The organism is Rahnella victoriana, from assembly GCF_021276285.1.
GTDB lineage: Bacteria > Pseudomonadota > Gammaproteobacteria > Enterobacterales > Enterobacteriaceae > Rahnella > Rahnella victoriana.
In genome coordinates, this window is record NZ_CP089920.1 from 218,388 (window position 1) to 237,319 (window position 18,932).

Annotated in this window: 14 protein-coding genes; 10 read left to right on the forward strand and 4 right to left on the reverse strand. The window is 51.6% G+C overall.

The window, feature by feature from the left end; translation table 11 throughout:
• Positions 1-31 precede the first annotated feature (31 nt).
• The 4 genes from J9880_RS22365 to J9880_RS22380 form a co-directional block, all read right to left on the reverse strand.
• Positions 32-2,227 carry a fimbria/pilus outer membrane usher protein gene (locus J9880_RS22365; protein WP_332875570.1) on the reverse strand — a complete coding sequence of 732 codons (2,196 nt, stop codon included), beginning with the start codon at positions 2,225-2,227 and terminating at the stop codon, positions 32-34.
• Positions 2,175-2,921: a fimbrial biogenesis chaperone gene (locus J9880_RS22370; RefSeq protein WP_232770813.1), complete on the reverse strand. Its 747-nt coding sequence runs from the start codon at positions 2,919-2,921 to the stop codon at positions 2,175-2,177. Before J9880_RS22370 ends, J9880_RS22365 begins: the two co-directional genes overlap by 53 nt.
• A 57-nt stretch (positions 2,922-2,978) precedes the next feature.
• Positions 2,979-3,536 (reverse strand): fimbrial protein, encoded by a 558-nt coding sequence (locus J9880_RS22375; protein ID WP_232770814.1) that lies wholly within the window; start codon positions 3,534-3,536, stop codon positions 2,979-2,981.
• Between the two features lie 320 nt (positions 3,537-3,856).
• A complete protein-coding gene (locus tag J9880_RS22380) occupies positions 3,857-5,404 on the reverse strand; it encodes a methyl-accepting chemotaxis protein (RefSeq protein ID WP_232770815.1) in 1,548 nt (515 codons plus the stop codon).
• Between the two features lie 846 nt (positions 5,405-6,250).
• On the opposite strand from J9880_RS22380, the gene tssB reads away from it, so the two are divergent.
• The 10 genes from tssB (at position 6,251) to J9880_RS22430 (ending at position 18,911) form a co-directional block, all read left to right on the forward strand.
• Positions 6,251-6,745 carry a type VI secretion system contractile sheath small subunit gene (gene tssB / locus J9880_RS22385; RefSeq protein ID WP_095925781.1) on the forward strand — a complete coding sequence of 165 codons (495 nt, stop codon included), beginning with the start codon at positions 6,251-6,253 and terminating at the stop codon, positions 6,743-6,745.
• 31 nt (positions 6,746-6,776) lie between these two features.
• Positions 6,777-8,324, forward strand: coding sequence for a type VI secretion system contractile sheath large subunit (tssC, locus tag J9880_RS22390; protein WP_095925782.1), 1,548 nt, complete (start codon positions 6,777-6,779; stop codon positions 8,322-8,324).
• Positions 8,325-8,339: 15 nt separating this feature from the next.
• A complete protein-coding gene (gene tssK, locus J9880_RS22395; RefSeq protein ID WP_232770816.1) occupies positions 8,340-9,698 on the forward strand; it encodes a type VI secretion system baseplate subunit TssK in 1,359 nt (452 codons plus the stop codon).
• On the forward strand, positions 9,695-10,381 hold the full coding sequence (gene tssL / locus J9880_RS22400) for a type VI secretion system protein TssL, short form (RefSeq protein WP_232770817.1): 687 nt from the start codon (positions 9,695-9,697) through the stop codon (positions 10,379-10,381). Before tssK ends, tssL begins: the two co-directional genes overlap by 4 nt.
• A complete protein-coding gene (locus J9880_RS22405) occupies positions 10,381-12,072 on the forward strand; it encodes an OmpA family protein (RefSeq protein WP_232770819.1) in 1,692 nt (563 codons plus the stop codon). The genes tssL and J9880_RS22405 overlap by 1 nt, the downstream gene beginning before the upstream one ends.
• A 32-nt stretch (positions 12,073-12,104) precedes the next feature.
• A complete protein-coding gene (gene hcp / locus J9880_RS22410) occupies positions 12,105-12,596 on the forward strand; it encodes a type VI secretion system effector Hcp (protein ID WP_159282733.1) in 492 nt (163 codons plus the stop codon).
• A gap of 162 nt (positions 12,597-12,758) precedes the next feature.
• A complete protein-coding gene (tssH, locus tag J9880_RS22415; RefSeq protein WP_232770827.1) occupies positions 12,759-15,413 on the forward strand; it encodes a type VI secretion system ATPase TssH in 2,655 nt (884 codons plus the stop codon).
• Complete coding sequence (gene vgrG / locus J9880_RS22420; RefSeq protein ID WP_232770829.1) at positions 15,410-17,779, forward strand: type VI secretion system Vgr family protein; 2,370 nt, start codon at positions 15,410-15,412, stop codon at positions 17,777-17,779. Before tssH ends, vgrG begins: the two co-directional genes overlap by 4 nt.
• A 2-nt stretch (positions 17,780-17,781) precedes the next feature.
• Positions 17,782-18,576: a DUF4123 domain-containing protein gene (locus tag J9880_RS22425; RefSeq protein ID WP_232770830.1), complete on the forward strand. Its 795-nt coding sequence runs from the start codon at positions 17,782-17,784 to the stop codon at positions 18,574-18,576.
• Positions 18,573-18,911: a YceK/YidQ family lipoprotein gene (locus tag J9880_RS22430; RefSeq protein ID WP_232770832.1), complete on the forward strand. Its 339-nt coding sequence runs from the start codon at positions 18,573-18,575 to the stop codon at positions 18,909-18,911. The genes J9880_RS22425 and J9880_RS22430 overlap by 4 nt, the downstream gene beginning before the upstream one ends.
• Positions 18,912-18,932: the final 21 nt, after the last annotated feature.

An 18,932-nucleotide genomic window follows, 5' to 3' on the forward strand; every position in this document is an offset into this window, starting at 1 on the left:
ACGCCGCAGATTATCGTCCCTGGTCTGCGTATCATCCGGCAGCCGGTACCTTAACGCGCAACGCTGCGCCGGATTTATCCAGAGACAGGCTGGAATTGTTGGTCACAGTGGCTCCGCTGGCATGTTCTGCTTCCACCACCGCCATCGTGTCACCCATAAGAGGTGTGAATACCACGCCATTGCCATAACCGACAGCGCCACCGGACAGCGTCATACCATATTGCTGATAGCCTTGCCCGGCGGAAACACTGCCGCCCAGACGGGTATAAGGGGAATTCCAGTTGCCACTTGCCCCGCCGGTATTGCGCGTTCCCGTCGTAGAGTAATGGTCAGTATTACCGAATATGTTATAGGTGTATTGCCGGCTTTCTCCCGCCGAACCCGCGATCGCGTTCTGCACGCCCTGATGATCGCGTTCCTGCAGGTAGGTTGAATTGAGGTAAGCTGATGTTTCGCGGTTACCAAGAGGTAACGAAATCCCCACGGCAATTTTGGTATCCCAGACATTATTGACCAGATCCCTTGTGCGGCTGGCATTGACGTTCAGATTGAACCACGTAAACGTATTGGTGTAGCCGATCTGATACTCTGTATCACGTCCGCTTTTATTCCAGTAATCCTGGGTACTGGCACTCAGGTTCATCGTTCCCCAGACATCCGGTAAATCCTGTGTCGCACTGATTTGCGCACGATTCTTACGATTGATACTGCCGTAATAACCGATATTTCCTGACTGGTTTTGCTCATACAGCATCAGCATCGCATCATCAATGCTGTAATAACCGGCACTTGAATAGCGGTAATTCGCCAGTGTGATGTGGGTGTTGATCAACGGCAGTATTTTTGAGAAGGCCACACTGACACTCTGTCCTTCTTTTTCGATGTCATTTCGCAACTGTGTACGCGCATGGGTTATATCCGCAGACACTGCCCCCACCGCCATGTTCAGGGCGATACCTCCGGCAATAGACTGGTACTCTTCCCCGCCCAGCAGGCCACCGTAACCGGTGATCAAATTGGTAAACCCGTGTCGTAACGATCCCAGCGCAATCAGCGGTTTTTCATCCACCGTGGCATTGCGGTATGTTCCGGTCATCAGGGTATAGCGTGTGGTGCCCGGTCGCAGTAATTCTGCAATCGATGCATAGGTCACGGTAAAACTGCGTTCGCTGCCATCGGCTTCTTTCAGCGTCACCAGCAGGTCGCCGCCGGTGCCGGTCGGATAGAGATCATCAATCATAAACGGACCTGGCGGAACCGTGGTTTCATAAATGCGCATACCGCGCTGGGACACCCGGACCAGCGCATTGGTATTTGCCACGCCGCTGATCACTGGCGCGTAACCGCGTTGCGAATCCATAAACATCCGGTCATCTGAAGCCAGCATCGCCCCGCGAAAACCCACACTGTCAAACACCTGTCCTTCGGTCATGGATTCTCCCATCACCAGTTTGCTGCGCAACGGCACTATCGCGCGTTCAAGGTAAGTACTGGTATTGTCATAGTCCCAACCATTCTCATCACTCCAGTTAAATGTGCCCCTGTAACGCAACCGCCAGACATCCCAGTTTATACCGCCCCGCAAACCGAGATATTGTGTCGAGAGATTTTGTGTCTCTGACATTTCGGCATGATAGGCGTTATAGTCATATTCAATTGTCCCCGCCGTGATACCTTTATCCCATAATTCAGGACTGACATAACCGCGTGCATGACGTAGCAAATAAATCTGCGGAACTTGCACATTAAGACGCTGAGTGGTGACGTCATAACGGCTATCGAGTCCGGTGAGTACGCGACTGATATCGTTGCAATGAGCGGTGTCTTTAAGTTGTTCCACGATATTGGCATTCAGTTTTTCAATATCGATACCCATTTCAGAAACCAGCCGGATATCAAAACACGCACGGGCAATTTTTGAGTCATTATCCGGCAAAGCAAAATTAACCTCGGTTCGCCCTTTCCATTTATCGTTGACATATAGATCTACCCGATGTTTTCCGGGGGGAACAGGATTACCTTCTGCATATTCACTCACGTCAATAGCGGATCGCAGAAAGGCACTGTTAAATATGACCTCTTTTTGTTCCGCCGGATGAGCATTAAAAACGAATGCTGATATTACCCCCACAGCCATTCTCATTAACGTCACTATCAATGAGAACGGTGTTGCATCAGATATTATTCCCCAACACCTGTTCATTAATTGATTCCCCGCCGTAATCATTTATGACGCTATAAAATAAAGTCTCACCATGAAGAGGATGAACCGCGACAGGCTTCAACATGAATTCTATTTTCCCTTCAGGCGCCACCATTCTCTGGTCGAAATGCTCCACGCGTGCGAGGATAGCCGAATTTTTTGATTTTCTGATTTCCAGCCTACTGAAGGTAATAAAATAGGGAGAATCATTGGTGAGCGTTAATTTATCGCCGCTGATTGAGAACCTTAAAGCCTTATACACTTCCACAGGTGACGGATGCAATTTATCAGGCCTGTATAATAGTTTCACCCTCGTGCGGAATGCCATCTGCAACACATTATTCCCTGACTGAATCATCGCCGTTGCTTTGGGGGGGACTTCCAGAAGATTAAACCAAAATAGAGTTTCCCGATCCTGAGGTAATTGCCCGCCCGTCATCATCAGCCTGATGGCTTGCCCTTTTTCAGGGTCAATACGCACCACGGGCGGATTCACCACGAAGGGCACAGTGACCTCACCAGGTCTGGCGTTGGGGTCACCCTTATCCAGCCACATCTGTACAAGATAAGGGTTTTTACCGGTATTCTTTAGCTGGACAACAGCTTCCTTATCCTGTGCATGGAACACAATCCGGGTACCATTGATCACCACTTCTGAGTAGGCTTTATAAGAAAAAATGAAGGCGATTATTACGCTAAGAAATAAAGCTTTTACCATCCCTGAAATCCTCTGTTGTTAATAGGGGGTGAAACTCCTCTTTCACCCCAACATGTGTTACTCGTAAGTCATCGTGTAATCAATTTGCGTAGCGACAGAACCTGCAACGGATTGCGCCGTAGCGTAATAGCGGGCGAAATAATTTAATGTCCCGCTGCCTGCGCTAATGTCCACCGCGATATCATTCTGACCATTTGCAACAGAAGTCCCGGCGATAATGGGATCCATGCTGGCGTTCAGTAATTCAACCTGAACATTTTTTGCGGCATCCGAGACGGTCGAATCAATATTCAGGCGACCGTTTGTACTGTCGACATATGTCCCCGGTTCAAAATATGTGCTGGCCGTGCCTAATGCGGTGCCGGAACACGCGGTCAGAGAGATATTGAACGGCGTTGCACCGGCGGTTTCACCTAATATTTTCAGACTATTTGATGAAACCGTGGGTAATGTGACCGTTGCATTCTCGGTACCGCCATTCACGGCAATTGAACAGGTGGTATCTGTCACTTTCCCATTAAAGGTAATGGTTCCATCCGCCGCTATTGCCGAAACAGCAAAGGTCGATGTCAGTACCCACGCAAACAATGATATGGCATTTTTTATATCAGGCATCTGTATTTCCCTATATAAGTCAGGAGAGGTCATGGACTAATAATGACAACATCAATATTTAATAAACCATTCATTAACATGGTAAATGAATACATGATTACGTCTTATTATTAGCCGCGTTCATCATATACCCAAACTTAAGATTCACAATAATAGTTATTTCCCCTGACCGAGAAATACTTCGACGCAAACAAAAATAATTAGTAACCCTTGTAAATAACTTCACTAATTTTCATTTATAATAAAGCCGGACATTTCTTATGATATGACCGGCTTTAATTCACTCTTTCACCTGAAAATATATTGATGACAGTGATTAATTACACCGTCGCCAGCCTGAACGCTGATACAGATTGCGTCAGATATAAGACCTGTTCTTCCAGCGACGCGGCGGCGGCCGCTGATTCCTGAACCAGTGCGGCGTTTTGTTGTGTCACGCCATCAATTTCTGTCACCGCCTGTTCAATCTGGCTGATCCCGCGACTTTGTTCATCAGATGCCGTCGAGATGTGTTCCATCAATACATTGACTTGTGTGACGGAAGAAATGATCGCAGAGATGGATTCACCGGTACGTGAGACCTGATCAGACCCCTCGCGGATATTGGTCACCGATTCAGAAATCAGGCTTTCAATTTCTTTTGCTGCCACGGCACTGCGCTGTGCCAGGCTGCGCACTTCGCTGGCCACCACGGCAAATCCGCGCCCCTGTTCGCCCGCGCGCGCGGCTTCGACGGCGGCATTGAGCGCCAGAATATTTGTCTGGAAGGCAATGCTGTTGATCACGCCCGTGATGTCTTCGATTTTTTTCGAGCTGCTGTTAATGCGCCCCATCGTGCCAATCACATCCTGCGCAACTTTCTCACCTGCCCGCGCATTTTGCACCGCTTCACGGGTCAGACTGCTGGCACGGGAAACGTTCTCGGTATTTTGTTTTACCGTCGCGCCCAGTTCTTCCATGCTGGCGGCAGTCTGTGTCAGCGCGGCGGCCTGTTGTTCTGTGCGCGAAGCCAGATCAATATTACCTGCAGAAATTTCCTGTGATGCATGCGCTACCGTATGACTGGTGTCGCGCACCTGCCCGATAATCCGCGTCAGCGACTGACGCATATGTTCCATCGACTGCATCAGCTCTTCGATTTCGCTGCGGGATTTTTCTTTAACCGGCACCGGCGTATCAAGATAGCCTTCTGCAATCTGACGACAATGATCGCGGGAACTCAGCAACGGTGTCAGAACAAAACGTTTTAGTAACACCAGTACACTGATAATGATGATCAGGAATAACAATCCAAAACCGATCGTCAGTCCGATACCCAGTTTGAAGTTACTTTGCGCATCGCTGTTGAGGTTTCTGGCGTACTCTTCATGCAGCGCCAGCACTTTATCCAGCACGATTTCATACTGACGATCGAGTTTTACCACCACCGGTATCCGCGCTTTGAACGCTGCCTGATCGCCCGCTTTCGCTGCATCGATCAAAGACTGGATACCGTTTTGGCGATAATCCTGATAGGTATTGCGGTATTCCTCGGCCAGCCCGCTTTCACCGGGCAATTTGGGTGCAGCAAGATACGCCTGAAACGCCGCATCGGCTTTGCTGATAACGTCACTGACGCCGTCCAGCGCAGGTTTTGACTGCTGACCGTCGCCATTTTCAATTTCTTTCATATATTCCATCACCCGGACACGGGAGGTCCGGCTGTGGTTTATCGGATCAATAATAGACAGCACCACACGGATCTCTTTGTTCACGTCATCCAGTGAGTGATTACTCCGGGTGAGCAGCCAGACGTTCGACAGCATACTGGTGAAAAAGAGGGCAAAAAGCACTACCAGGACAAGCAAAGACGACTTTTTAAGCGACATCGGGAGATTCTCAAAACGGAGCAGGAGTCTGTATATCGGCATTTCACATCAAATGTTTAACATTCCCAGCGCCCTATCTGAAATTTATGGCAGGATGATCGATCGTAGCGGAAATTTACCCGCGTACTCATCGATACGCGGGACCCTAAAACACTCAGAATATTCAACAAGCGTTCACATTGAGATTTTTCACGTAAGCATTAAAAATGCGAACAAAATCCCATTAAAAATAGTTCCCACATGTTTATCACTATTAACCCCCCCTTAATTCCAAATAAAAATGTGCAAAATTTCTCATGCCTCACACTTCTAATATGACATCTTACACATACCCCCTGTGAATATTCCTAGGGGTTTTAGAGGAAAATTCTTATGTATTAAATGCATTTGGAAATTAATTCATATAATTTCACATGAATAATTCATCTAAGTGATACTTTTATTTTAAACAATTTTTACGTGAATTTTCTGATCAAACTAAATTTCACTTAAGGAAACCTCGTGCGCAGCAAGGCCTGCCAGCGAATGCAGAGAAAATTCCTATATATCAAACATATGATCTTTGATGCCAATTTGAAAAATTGAAACATTTAGTTACATGATTTGATTATCTATAAAGCCTGGTGTTTCTCTAAAATGTCGCACACAGGTACTTATCTGAAATTCCATTTTCAACATAAAATCAAAACACACTGCGAAATGTTTCTCATAAATATTATGGCTCGCCAGTGACCCTGATTTTCCCGCCGCGTTATACGGGCATGGATGCAGTTTATGGCAGGGTTGCCAATATCATATTTTAAGAATCATCGGCAGCGTTTATCACTCCATAAATAAGGGATAGGCATGTCTAATAGCTTCCAGAATGAAATTCCGAAAGCGCGCGTCAATATCAAGCTGGATTTGCACACCGGTGGCGCACAGAAGAAAGTCGAGTTGCCATTAAAACTGATGGTAATGGGCGATTACAGTAACGGAAAAGAGAACCGCCCGTTATCTGAACGCGAAAAAGTGAACATTAATAAGAATAACTTTAACAGCGTTTTGGCTGAATTCAGCCCGTCACTGAACCTGACCGTAGAAAATACGCTGGCAGGCGATCGCAGTGAAGAGAATGTCGCGCTTAATTTCAATGAAATGAAAGACTTTGAGCCAGAACAGGTTGCCCGTCAGATCCCACAACTGCGCGCCATGCTGGCCATGCGTAACCTCTTACGCGACCTTAAATCCAATCTGCTCGATAACGCCACCTTCCGTAAAGAGCTTGAAACCATTCTGAAAGACCCTTCACTGAGCAATGAACTGCGCAGTGAGCTGAATGCCCTGGCACCTAAGGCGTAATTGCCTCCACTTAACGGATTAATGCGAGATAATGCTTATGTCAGTCAATACTGAAAACTCCTCTGCCAGCCAGACGACGGTTCTGGATCGCCCGGAAACCGGTACGGTATACGCTTCCCTGTTCGATAAAATCAACCTGACACCGGTCTCCTCACTGGGTGACCTGAATGATTTTCAGGATACCTCTGCCCTGGCGGATGTCACCGCAGATCAGCGTGTTACCGCCGCTGTTCAGGTTTTCCTGGAGCGCCTGAAGCTGTCAGGTCAGACGGTTGAACGTCTGGATAAAACTCTGCTCGACCACCACATTGCCGAACTCGACAGCCAGATCAGCCGTCAGCTGGACGTGGTCATGCATCACCCGGAATTCCAGCGCGTAGAATCCGGCTGGCGTGGTCTGAAGTTCCTGGTTGATCGTACTGATTTCCGCCAGAACGTGAAAATCGAATTGCTTGACGTGTCCAAAGACGATTTACGTCAGGATTTCGAAGATTGCCCTGAAATTGTTCAGAGCGGCCTGTACCGTCATACCTATATTCAGGAATATGACACACCGGGCGGCGAGCCAATCGGTTCTGTGATTTCCAACTACGAGTTTGACGCGTCGGCGCAAGATGTCGCCCTGCTGCGCAACATTTCTAAAGTGTCTGCTGCTGCGCATATGCCGTTCGTCGGTGCGGTCGGCCCTAAATTCTTCCTGAAAGATTCAATGGAAGAAGTGGCGGCGATTAAAGATATCGGTAACTACTTTGACCGTGCCGAATACATCAAATGGAAATCCTTCCGTGATTCCGACGACTCCCGCTATATCGGCCTGACAATGCCGCGCGTACTCGGTCGCCTGCCGTATGGCCCGGATACTGTTCCTGTCCGCAGTTTCAACTATGTTGAAGAAGTGAAAGGTCCGGATCACGAGAAATATCTCTGGACCAACGCGGCGTTCGCCTTTGCCGCCAACATGGTGAAAAGCTTCATCAAAAATGGTTGGTGCGTACAAATCCGCGGCCCGCAGGCGGGCGGTGCGGTCACTGATCTGCCAATTCACCTGTACGATCTGGGTACCGGCAATCAGGTGAAAATCCCGTCAGAAGTGATGATCCCTGAAACCCGCGAGTTCGAGTTTGCCAATCTGGGCTTCATCCCGTTGTCTTACTACAAAAACCGTGACTACTCCTGCTTCTTCTCTGCCAACTCCGCGCAGAAACCGGCGCTGTATGACACGGCTGATGCCACCGCAAACAGCCGCATCAATGCGCGTCTGCCATACATCTTCCTGCTGTCACGCATCGCGCACTACCTGAAACTTATTCAGCGCGAAAACATCGGCACCACCAAAGACCGCCGTCTGCTGGAGCTGGAGCTCAATACCTGGGTTCGCACACTGGTGACTGAGATGACCGATCCGGGCGACGACCTGCAGGCTTCTCATCCGCTGCGTGACGCCAAAGTGACCGTTGAAGATATCGAAGACAACCCGGGCTTCTTCCGCGTGAAACTGTATGCCATACCGCACTTCCAGGTAGAAGGCATGGACGTGAATCTGTCATTGGTTTCTCAGATGCCTAAAGCGAAAGCGTAAGAGGCCGGAGACACGATGAAAATTGAACGTCCGCTGTGGGCACGAGGGATCCTTGTGTCTCCGCAACAGTTTCAACAACAGGCCTCTTTTGAGGCCTGGACTCAGGAATGCATTGCCCGGATGGGCATCATGCATCCCTGGGGTGTACTTCATGCATCCTTTGAACAGGATGCCCTTGCACAAGGGCGTCTCAAAGCACAGCGCTTGCAGGTTCGTTTTCAGGATGGTGTTTTAGTGGACACCGACTGCGCTGATCTGCTCCCTCCCACGCTGACACTGGCTGACAACCTGCCGGCAGACGCCACTGAGGCGATCGTCATGCTGGCACTGCCTCAGGTGTATGCCAATGGTGGAAATTGCCTGCAGCCTGATGAACGTGCCGAACGTCCGGTACGCTATCGCCAAGCCTGGCGTGACGTCCAAAACCAGTTCGGTGACGATAAAAAGCAAATTGCGGTGATGACACACGAACTGACGCTGCGTCTTGCAAATCAGGAAAACGGTGACTTTCAGATCTGCCCGGTCGCGCGTCTGTTACGTGATGCCCAGGGACGATGGGTACAGGATATGGACTTTATCCCACCTCTGCTGAGCCTGCAGGCCAGTCACTGGTGTGGTGAACAACTCGAATTGCTGATGGTTCAGTTAAGAGCACGGTTGAAACGTCTGATGGGCATGCGTCGAGAAAGTAATGCGCGCATGGCCGACTTTGCCGTCGCTGACGTTTCGCTGTTCTGGCTTCTCAATGCCCTGAACGGCGCAGAACCAGTACTGGGGAATTTCCAGCGCTATCCGCAGGTACACCCTGAGCGTCTTTATCAGGAACTGGCACGCCTTGCGGGTAATCTGCTGACGTTCTCTCTTGAGCATGACGTGACAGCTATCCCTGCTTATCAGCATGAACGTCTGACGACGGTCTTTCCGCCGCTGTTTGCATTGCTGAATATTCTTCTGGAAGCCAGCCTGCCTTCACGCGTTGTGGCTATTGACCTGGTGCATGAACCCCGCATCAACCAGTGGCGTGCATCCCTGCACGATCCGCGTCTGCGTGAACGTGAAGAAGTGGATTTTTACCTGTCGGTTCGTTCTACGCTTTCGTCTTCCCGGTTGCAGAGCCAGTTCCCGCTACTGTGCAAAATCGGAGCGCCGGATGAGGTCGGTAACGTCGTCAATGTGGCATTAAGCGGTATCCCGCTGCGTCCTTTGAGCCACGTCCCTGCCGCCATTCCTCTGCGTCTGGAAAATCAGTATTTCTCACTTGATCTCAGCCATCCCGCTGCCACGCAGATGATGGAGGCTGGCACCTGTGTCTTCTATGTGCCGGGCACCTTAGGTGAGATCCAGCTGGAACTGTTTGCGGTACTGCGCGCATGAGCCAATCCATGAAAATTCACAAACAATCTGTCGATATAGATCTTCTGCTTGCCAATACCTGGTTACAGGTTATCAGCCTGCGCCAGGGGATGACCTGCCCCGATGGTGAAGGTGAGGCATTCTGGAAACGTTGTGTCGAAGATATTGAACACGTTCAGAAAGTGCTGAAAGACGCTGACGTCAGTGAACAAAACTGTCAGCACATCATGTATGCCCAGTGCGCCGTTCTTGATGAAACCGTCAAAGGGCGCAAAGTGCAGGATGACGCCTATTACGTTTGGTGCAATGTCCCTTTGCAAACCCATTTTTTCAATACGCTCGACGCTGGCAGTCAGTTGTATGAACAGATACGCGCGGTATTACGTGAGCCTGCACCGGATATCTGCGTACTGACCTGTTTTCATCGTGTCTTAATGCTGGCTTTTCTCGGGGGTTACAGTTCTCTGACAGATACCCGTCGTGAGCAATTGGTGGAACAACTTTCTTTACTCGTTCCGGCATTTAGCTTCACCCCTTCACGCCCGGTTCTGGCGATTAGCTCATCCGGCAACCGCCTTGGTGCGTGGTTACGTTACTGGCCAGTACGCCTTGGACTCGCCGGACTGGTTGTCGCCTTGCTGTGGTGCGGACTGGACCACTGGCTATCCGGATTATTGACCACGTTGTTGCCGGGGTCCGTGTAATGAGTCCGATGTGGCGACGTGGTTTATGGCTATGGGCGGGAATTCTGTCAGGCATATTATGTCTGGCCTTTCTGCCATTCTCACCCAAAGTACGCTGGCTGACCTTCGGACTTGTTGTCATCACCTGTCTGGTGGGGCTCTGGCGCACAGGCCGGCAACCTGAAGCGGAATTCGCAGAAAAACATTTCGACGGACTTCCGCCGGAAAAGTATCGCCTGCCAGTCGTTTTGGTCTGCGGTGACGGCCTGACCTCGCTGTTTGGTACGGATACGGTGCATCAGACGGCGCAGGGCTGCTGGTTGCGGGTCGATGAATGCAACTCACTGCGTCAGTATGTCCGGCAGTTACTCTCGCAGCGTCCTGAATGGGCGAAACAACTGGCAGTTATGGTGGCAGTAAACCCTCAGCAGCACAGTGATGAACGTGCGCTGACCACCTGCCTGTACGAGTTGCGCTGGCAAATGGTGCAATTACGCCGGGATATCCGTCGTCCTCTTCCCCTGCTTCTGAGCAGCACCATTGCGACCAGTACGGCAGCGGTGCCGGTCTGGCTTTCACAGCAACAGACACAGCCGGTCACGTTATGGCCCATTGTCACGATGCCGGAAACACTGGCGAACTGGCAACGTCAGGAAGACAACGCGCTGCAGGCGGCACGGATAAAACAGACCCTCATTTTCAATCAGCAAAATGACTGGCTGAATACGCATGTTCTCCCGGCATTGCAAGCACGCAATGACGATGTTGCCTGCGTAGCTGTGCAGCAGGTGATCCTGCATCAGGTATCGGCACTCGGCGGTATGGTGCCTGCCTCTTTATGGCAGCACTGGCTGGCGACACACACCGCACTGACGCACGTTGCTGGCTGGCATCCGCAAGCGGAAACCGGCCAGGATCCTCTGCTGTTCCCGGATTTTATCTTTGCTGATCTGCCTTCTGGACATGGGGTGTCTTCGCGCCGCCGCGCGTTACGTCATGGCATCACGCTGCTGACCGTTGCTGCCGTGGTGGCACTGTGCAGCAGTGCCTGGCAAAACCGCCAGCTTCTGCATCGTGTGGCCTTTGATATCCGTCATTACGACAACATCGATATGAAGGATTACATTCCGAAAGCAAAAGCCGTCGACGTGCTGAGGCAGGATGCCGCACAACTGGACGCCTGGTTCCGCAACGGCGAGCCATTACGTCTGAGTCTGGGCCTTTATCAGGGCGAACGTCTGCGTCTGCCTTTACTGGCGGCCATCAGAAGTTATGTCCCTCCGCCACCTCCACCGCCGCCCGCTGAAAAGCACACGCCTAAAACCGTGCGACTTGATGCCCTGTCGCTGTTTGACACCGGCCAGTACGCGCTTAAACCAGGCTCGCTCAAAATGCTGGTGAATGCGCTGGTGGATATCAAAGCCAAACCGGGATGGCTGATTGTGGTAGCCGGACACACGGATATTACCGGTGACGCGAAAGCCAACCAGATATTGTCGCTCAAACGCGCCGAATCACTGCGTGACTGGATGCTCTCAACCAGCGACGTTTCCCCGACCTGCTTTGCCGTGCAGGGTTATGGCGCAACACGCCCGATTGCAACAAACGATACACCGGAAGGCCGTGCGGCCAACCGTCGTGTCGAAATCAGTCTGGTGCCACAGGCAGATGCCTGTCAGGCAGCAGCAACCCCAAGTTCATCAAATGATTGATGAATGTTTACCTTAGAAATGGAGAACTACCCATGGCAATTCCTGTTTATCTGTGGCTGAAAGACGACGGCGGTGCGGACATTAAAGGTTCCGTAGACGTAAAAGATCGCGAAGGCAGCATCGAAGTGGTGGCACAGGATCACAACCTGTATATCCCGACCGATAACAACACCGGCAAACTGACGGGTACCCGTATTCACACCCCGTTCCTGTTTACCAAAGAAATCGATTCTTCCAGCCCGTACCTGTACAAAGCAGTGACCACCGGTCAGACCCTGAAATCAGCTGAGTTCAAATGGTATCGCATCAATGACGCGGGCCAGGAAGTTGAGTATTTCAACACCAAACTGGAAAACGTCAAGCTGGTGAAAGTCGCGCCTAAAATGCACGACATCAAAAACCCGGCGATGGAAAAACATAACCACCTCGAAATGATCGAGCTGCGTTACGAAAAAATCACCTGGACCTACAAAGACGGCAACATCATTCATTCCGATTCCTGGAACGAACGTACTACCGCGTAAGACCTTATCAGCAGACGGTTCGCCGTCTGCTGTTTTTGTTTCCTGAGCCGCTTCTGGCGGTTGAGCAAACAAAAACACCACCGGACATCGACCTTATGGGCCTGGGTTTCCTGCAAAGGAAAAGGCTAAGGGCGGTAGCGTACCTAAAAAAGGGAATTCAGCATGGAACAACAGTCAGCCGTCTTACTTCGCCGCTTAAATCCGTATTGCGCGAAAGCGCTGGAAGCCGCCGCGACGCTCTGCCAGACCCGCGCCCACAATGAAATTACCGTCGAGCACTGGCTGCTCAAACTGCTGGAACTGGGCGAAGGCGACATCACCGTGCTGGCCCGACGCTACGAATGGGATATGGATGCCTTGTGGCAAAGCCTGCTGGCACATCTCGATGCCCTGCCGCGTTCCGTGCATTCGCGTCCGCAGCTTTCCCAAGATTTACAATCGCTGATGAAAGCGGGCTGGCTGGCCGCATCGCTGCAGGATGACAACCAGAGCATCCGCAGTGTCAATCTGCTGGAAGCGCTGATGGCGCAACCGCGCCTGTTGCGCTGCGAAGGTTTATGGCCGCTGTTCAGCCTGAGCGAAGAACATATCCGCCGCCTGAAACCGGTGCTGGATGCGCTGTCGGAAGAGCGCCCGGAGCTGCAACAACAAGAAAGCCTGAACCGCACCCCTTCGTCGCTTTCCGATGAGGCTGCCAGTCCAAAATCTGATGCAGGCATGAACGGCCAGTCATTAAGTGAAGCCCTGCAGGCCGCGCTGGATAAATTTACGCTGGATGTCACCGCTAAAGCCAAAGCCGGGCAGATTGATCCGGTATTTGGCCGCGACAATGAAATCCGTCAGATGGTCGATATTCTCTCCCGCCGTCGTAAAAACAACCCGATCCTGGTCGGCGAACCGGGTGTGGGCAAAACCGCACTGGTGGAAGGTCTGGCGTTACGCATTGCCGAAGGCAACGTGCCGGACAGCCTGAAAACCGTCAGCCTGCGCACCTTAGACCTCGGTCTGTTGCAGGCCGGTGCCGGTGTGAAAGGTGAGTTTGAGCAGCGTCTGAAAAATGTTATCGATGCCGTACAACAATCGCCGACGCCGGTGCTGCTGTTCATCGACGAGGCGCACACTATTATTGGCGCGGGTAATCAGGCCGGTGGCGCGGACGCCGCTAACCTGCTGAAACCGGCCCTGGCCCGTGGCGAACTGCGCACCATTGCTGCGACAACCTGGAGCGAGTACAAACAGTATTTTGAGCGCGACGCCGCCCTTGAACGCCGCTTCCAGATCGTTAAGGTCGATGAGCCGGACGACGAGATGGCGTGCCTGATGTTACGCGGTCTGAAATCCCGTTACGCACAACACCACGGCGTACACATCACCGACGAAGCGGTAAAAGCCGCCGTCAGCCTTTCGCGACGTTATATCACCGGTCGTCAGTTGCCGGACAAAGCCGTCGACCTGTTAGATACCGCTTCTGCCCGTGTACGCATGAGTCTGGATACGCTGCCGGAAGATCTGACCAGTCTGAAGGCGCAGATCACCGCGCTGGAAATGGAAGAGCAAGCTCTGCTGGAAGACATCGCGCTGGGCAACAAAACTCATGGCGACCGGCTGGAACAGATTGAACGTCAGACCGACAGCTTAGGCGAACAACTCACCACGCTGGATACGCAGTACCATGCAGAGAAAGCCCTGACGCAGCAACTGCTGGAAACCCGTCAGGACATCAGCCGTCAGGCAGAAATCGCCAGCCTGCAAGACCATCTGAGTGATTTGCAGGGCAACGCCCCGCTGCTGTCGCTGGACGTGGACGTCCGTACCGTCGCTACGGTGATTGCTGACTGGACCGGCGTGCCGCTCACCAGCCTTCTGAAAGATGAGCAGACCGATTTACTGCAACTGGAAAACCACCTGAACAAACGGGTCGTCGGACAGGATCATGCCCTTACCGACATGGCACAACGTCTGCGCGCCGCCAAAACCGGCCTGACGTCTGAGAATGGCCCGCTGGGCGTCTTCCTGCTGGTCGGCCCGAGCGGCGTCGGTAAAACCGAGACCGCCCTTTCCCTTGCCGACTGCCTGTTCGGCGGCGAGAAATCCCTCATTACCATCAACCTCAGCGAGTATCAGGAAGCGCATACCGTCTCCCAACTGAAGGGTTCACCTCCGGGCTACGTCGGTTACGGTCAGGGCGGTATTCTCACCGAAGCCGTGCGTAAACGTCCGTACAGCGTCGTCCTGCTCGATGAAGTGGAGAAAGCCCACCGCGACGTCATTAACCTGTTCTATCAGGTATTCGACCGCGGCTTTATGCGCGACGGCGAAGGACGTGAAATCGACTTCCGCAATACCGTGATCCTGATGACCGCCAATCTCGGCAGCGACCACCTAATGCAACTGCTGGATGAACAGCCGGAAGCCACTGTCAGCGATTTACAGGAACTGCTGCGCCCGTTCCTGCGCGATCATTTCCAGCCCGCCCTGCTCGCCCGCTTCCAGACACTGATTTATCGTCCGCTGAACGCCGTCGCACTGCGCACTATCGTTGAGATGAAACTGGCACAAGTCGCGAAACGTCTGAACAAGCACTATGGCCTGACCTGCTCCATCGAAGAAAGTCTGTACGATACGCTGGTCGCCGCCTGCCTGCTGCCGGATACCGGTGCGCGCAACATCGACAGCCTGCTCAATCAGCAAATCCTGCCGGTACTGAGCCAGCAACTGTTGCAACGCATGGCAGCGCAACAACGCACCACGGCGCTGGCACTGGGCTGGGATGAAGAAGAAGGGATCACACTGGAATTTGACGGAGAAGACAAATGAGCAAGTCTGCATCACCATTTTTCGATCACAGTCACCACAAGCTAGCGATCCGTGGCAGCAGCGCGCAGCCTGATGTCCTGAGTTTTACCAGCCTGGAAACGCTCAGCAAGCCTTTCCATTATGACATCGAGTTCACCAGCGCCGACCGCGCCATTGACCCGAAAACCCTGCTGATGCAGGACGCCTCCCTCACGTTACAGGCGCCGGTCATGGAGGCGTTCGGTGTCTCAGTACAGCAGCCACAACGGGTTATTCAGGGCGTCATTACCGCCTTTAAACGCCTTTCCACCTCGAAAGACGAAAGTCATTACGAAGTGCGCCTGCAACCGCGTCTGGCCCTGCTCGACCGCAGCCATCAGAACAGCATTTATCAGGATATGTCGGTTCCTCAGATTGTCGAAAAAATACTGCGTGAACGTCATGACATGCGCGGTCAGGATTTCGTTTTCACACTCAGTAAAGAGTACCTGCGTCGCGAACAGGTGATGCAGTACGGCGAAGATGACCTGACATTTATTTCCCGCCTGCTGGCCGAAGTCGGGATCTGGTTCCGCTTTACCGCCGACCCTAAACTCAACATCGACGTGGTGGAGTTTTACGACGACCAGCAACACTACCAGCCGGGGCTGACGCTGGCCGCTGTGCCACCTTCCGGCATGCACGACGTCGGCGTGGAATCAGCATGGGATCTGGCCAGCCATTATCAGGTGGTGGAAAAAAACGTTTCTACCCGCGATTACAACTACCGCACCGCCACCACCGATTTAACCGGCAATGCCGACGTCACACGTGGCGATACCACCACCTACGGCGAAGCCTATCATTATGCTGATAACTACCTGACCGCCGGTGGCGCAGGCCGTGATCCGGAACCGGAAAGCGGCGCGTTTTACGCCCGCCTGCGTCACGAACGTTACCTGAACAATCAGGCGCGTTTCTCCGGCAAGTTCAATGCCGCCACGCTGGTACCCGGCCAGGAACTCAAAACCACCGGTGATGCACCGGCGCAGTTTGCGCAGGGCGTAGTGATCGTCAGCATTGAAAGCTCGGCGAAGCGCGACAAAAGTTTTGAAGTGACCTTTGAGGCTATCGCGTACTCCGAAGATTACTGTTTCCGCGCCGAACCGGCGGATAAGCCAGTGATGGCCGGTACCCTGCCCGCCCGCGTCACCAGCACCACCGCCAGCGATACCTACGGCCATATTGATAAAGACGGGCGTTACCGCGTCAATATGCTGTTCGACCGCGACGCCTGGGAACAAGGCTACGAAAGCCTGTGGGTACGTCAGGCTCGCCCTTATGCCGGGGATACCTACGGCATGCACATGCCGCTGCTGGCGGGCACCGAAGTCGCGATCGCCTTCGAGGACGGCAACCCGGATCGCCCTTATATCGCCCACGTACTGCATGACTCTGCGCACGGCGATCACGTCACCATCCAGAACTACAAACGCAACGTCCTGCGCACGCCGTCGAACAACAAACTGCGCCTCGACGACGAGCGCGGCAAAGAGCACATCAAGCTCAGCACAGAATACGGCGGCAAAAGCCAGCTCAACCTCGGGCATCTGGTGGACAGCGGTAAACAGCAGCGCGGTGAAGGGTTCGAACTGCGCACTGACAGCTTCGGTGCAATACGAGCGCAAAAAGGCATTTTTATCAGTGCCGACGGCCAGTTAAAGGCGCAAGGGAAAGTGCTGGAGATGGTGCAACCCATCAGTCTAATGAAAGGCGCACTTAACCGGGTGACCGAATGGGGGAACATTGCCCAAACGCATCACAACTTCCCTCCGGAAAATAACAGCCTTAATCAGTTACTGGTCAATGCAACTGAGCTGAAGGGGCCTGTGTTGCTGATGAGTGCACCGCAGGGGATCAGCGCTGTTACGCCAGAAAGTATGTTGTTACAGACCGGCAAAGCAATGTACCTGCAAGGTCAGGGGGAAATAAACCTGACCAGTTCCGGGCGGTTTTCAGCAAATGCAGCACAAGCGGTATCCCTGCTTTCACAGCAGGAGGGGATGCGTTTAGTGTCAGGCAAAGGTCCGCTGGAAGTAGAGTCTCATGGCGATATTCTTTCCATGACAGCATTAAAAGATGTCACCGTGCAGTCAACTCAGGGACATTTGCAGTTAACGGCAAAAAATGGCATCACAATAGGTTGCGGGGGGGCTTATATACGCTTAACCCCGCAAGGTGAAATAGAAATTCATGGACCGGGATTATTGAGCCTTAAAGGCATGCATAAAATGGAATCCCCGGCCAGCCAGGACTTTCCTCTGCCGGAATTACCAAATTCAGTATGTAAAGAGTGCCTGAAAATGGCGCAGTCACTGGCTCAGGGATTTGTGCCAAGGGGCGCATGAAAATGAAGACAGAATCTATAACTAAATGGATCGCATTAGCTGAACTGTCATGTGCTGATTTAAAAATTAATCATATCGATATTATCATTGATCAGGCAGGGAATGATTTTTCGCTAATCCCGACATTGGCCAGTTTTGAGTTTTCAGTGCAGTGGTGTTCATTGTTTACCACTCTTCCGGAGGAAATATTGCTGGAAGATGCACCTTTGCTGATCCGTATCGACCTCAGCAATACGCTGCAACGACAATGGCTGAACGAATTAACCGCACAATTTGCCGGCAGCGGACAACTCTTAATGTTGTGTTCAGCATGGTCATTCAACAATCTTTCTGATTATTTAATTCGCTGCACTGATGTTATTTGCGGTTCTCAGGAAGGGATTTTACGTTTTTATGACACCCGAATTTTCCCTGTATTGTTTTCTCATATACTTGATACTGAACAGAAAAAAACGCTGCTGCGCCCTGCCATTTTCTGGAGCTGGCTGGACAGAGAAGGTCAGCCATGCCAGATCCCGGGTAATGGCTCATCCCTCAAAGCGGATGATAAAAAACCGCGTATTGAACTCAGTGATCAGCAACTGGAAAAGCTGATGTGTATATGTGATGTAAATCTGTTACTTCGACACCTTATTGTCCCTGCTCAATATGTGATGTCACAGGAGGAACTGTTCTCGTTATGTTATGAAGGTATGCTCGCGGCAACCCTCGCCGGATTATTACTGGATGACGAAAGAGAGGATTTTGTCAAAAAATTTATTTTAACGTCTGAAATTAAACAAACAGAGATATCATGAAAATAGTAAAAAAATTATTAATAACTTGCTTAGTTACAGGACTCATTACGGTATTATCTGGTTGCGGAACAATAAGCCGTGGAGACAGCATCAGCAGGTCATACAGGGGTTTTGACAGAGATAAAGAAGTCGCCAGCAACCCCTACTTCTGGATGTTTTCTTTCGGATTAGCGCCCATTTTTCATATTATTTCAATGCCGGTAGATATTGTTGTTGATACCCTTCTCTATCCTTATGACGTCCATCAATATAATTTATTAAAGGAGAGGGTCAGAAAGCAACAGGAACCTGTCAGAGAAACCGATAATACACTGCCAGAATCTGCTCATCATTAATTCCGTTTGTCTCTTAATTCC

Coding starts and splice junctions, on each gene's coding strand:
- J9880_RS22365 (WP_332875570.1), bottom strand. CDS start 2,227: ATGATTACGGCGGGGAATCAATTAATGAACAGGTGTTGGGGAATAATA.
- J9880_RS22370 (WP_232770813.1), bottom strand. CDS start 2,921: ATGGTAAAAGCTTTATTTCTTAGCGTAATAATCGCCTTCATTTTTTCT.
- J9880_RS22375 (WP_232770814.1), bottom strand. CDS start 3,536: ATGCCTGATATAAAAAATGCCATATCATTGTTTGCGTGGGTACTGACA.
- J9880_RS22380 (WP_232770815.1), bottom strand. CDS start 5,404: ATGTCGCTTAAAAAGTCGTCTTTGCTTGTCCTGGTAGTGCTTTTTGCC.
- tssB (WP_095925781.1), top strand. CDS start 6,251: ATGTCTAATAGCTTCCAGAATGAAATTCCGAAAGCGCGCGTCAATATC.
- tssC (WP_095925782.1), top strand. CDS start 6,777: ATGCTTATGTCAGTCAATACTGAAAACTCCTCTGCCAGCCAGACGACG.
- tssK (WP_232770816.1), top strand. CDS start 8,340: ATGAAAATTGAACGTCCGCTGTGGGCACGAGGGATCCTTGTGTCTCCG.
- tssL (WP_232770817.1), top strand. CDS start 9,695: ATGAGCCAATCCATGAAAATTCACAAACAATCTGTCGATATAGATCTT.
- J9880_RS22405 (WP_232770819.1), top strand. CDS start 10,381: ATGAGTCCGATGTGGCGACGTGGTTTATGGCTATGGGCGGGAATTCTG.
- hcp (WP_159282733.1), top strand. CDS start 12,105: ATGGCAATTCCTGTTTATCTGTGGCTGAAAGACGACGGCGGTGCGGAC.
- tssH (WP_232770827.1), top strand. CDS start 12,759: ATGGAACAACAGTCAGCCGTCTTACTTCGCCGCTTAAATCCGTATTGC.
- vgrG (WP_232770829.1), top strand. CDS start 15,410: ATGAGCAAGTCTGCATCACCATTTTTCGATCACAGTCACCACAAGCTA.
- J9880_RS22425 (WP_232770830.1), top strand. CDS start 17,782: ATGAAGACAGAATCTATAACTAAATGGATCGCATTAGCTGAACTGTCA.
- J9880_RS22430 (WP_232770832.1), top strand. CDS start 18,573: ATGAAAATAGTAAAAAAATTATTAATAACTTGCTTAGTTACAGGACTC.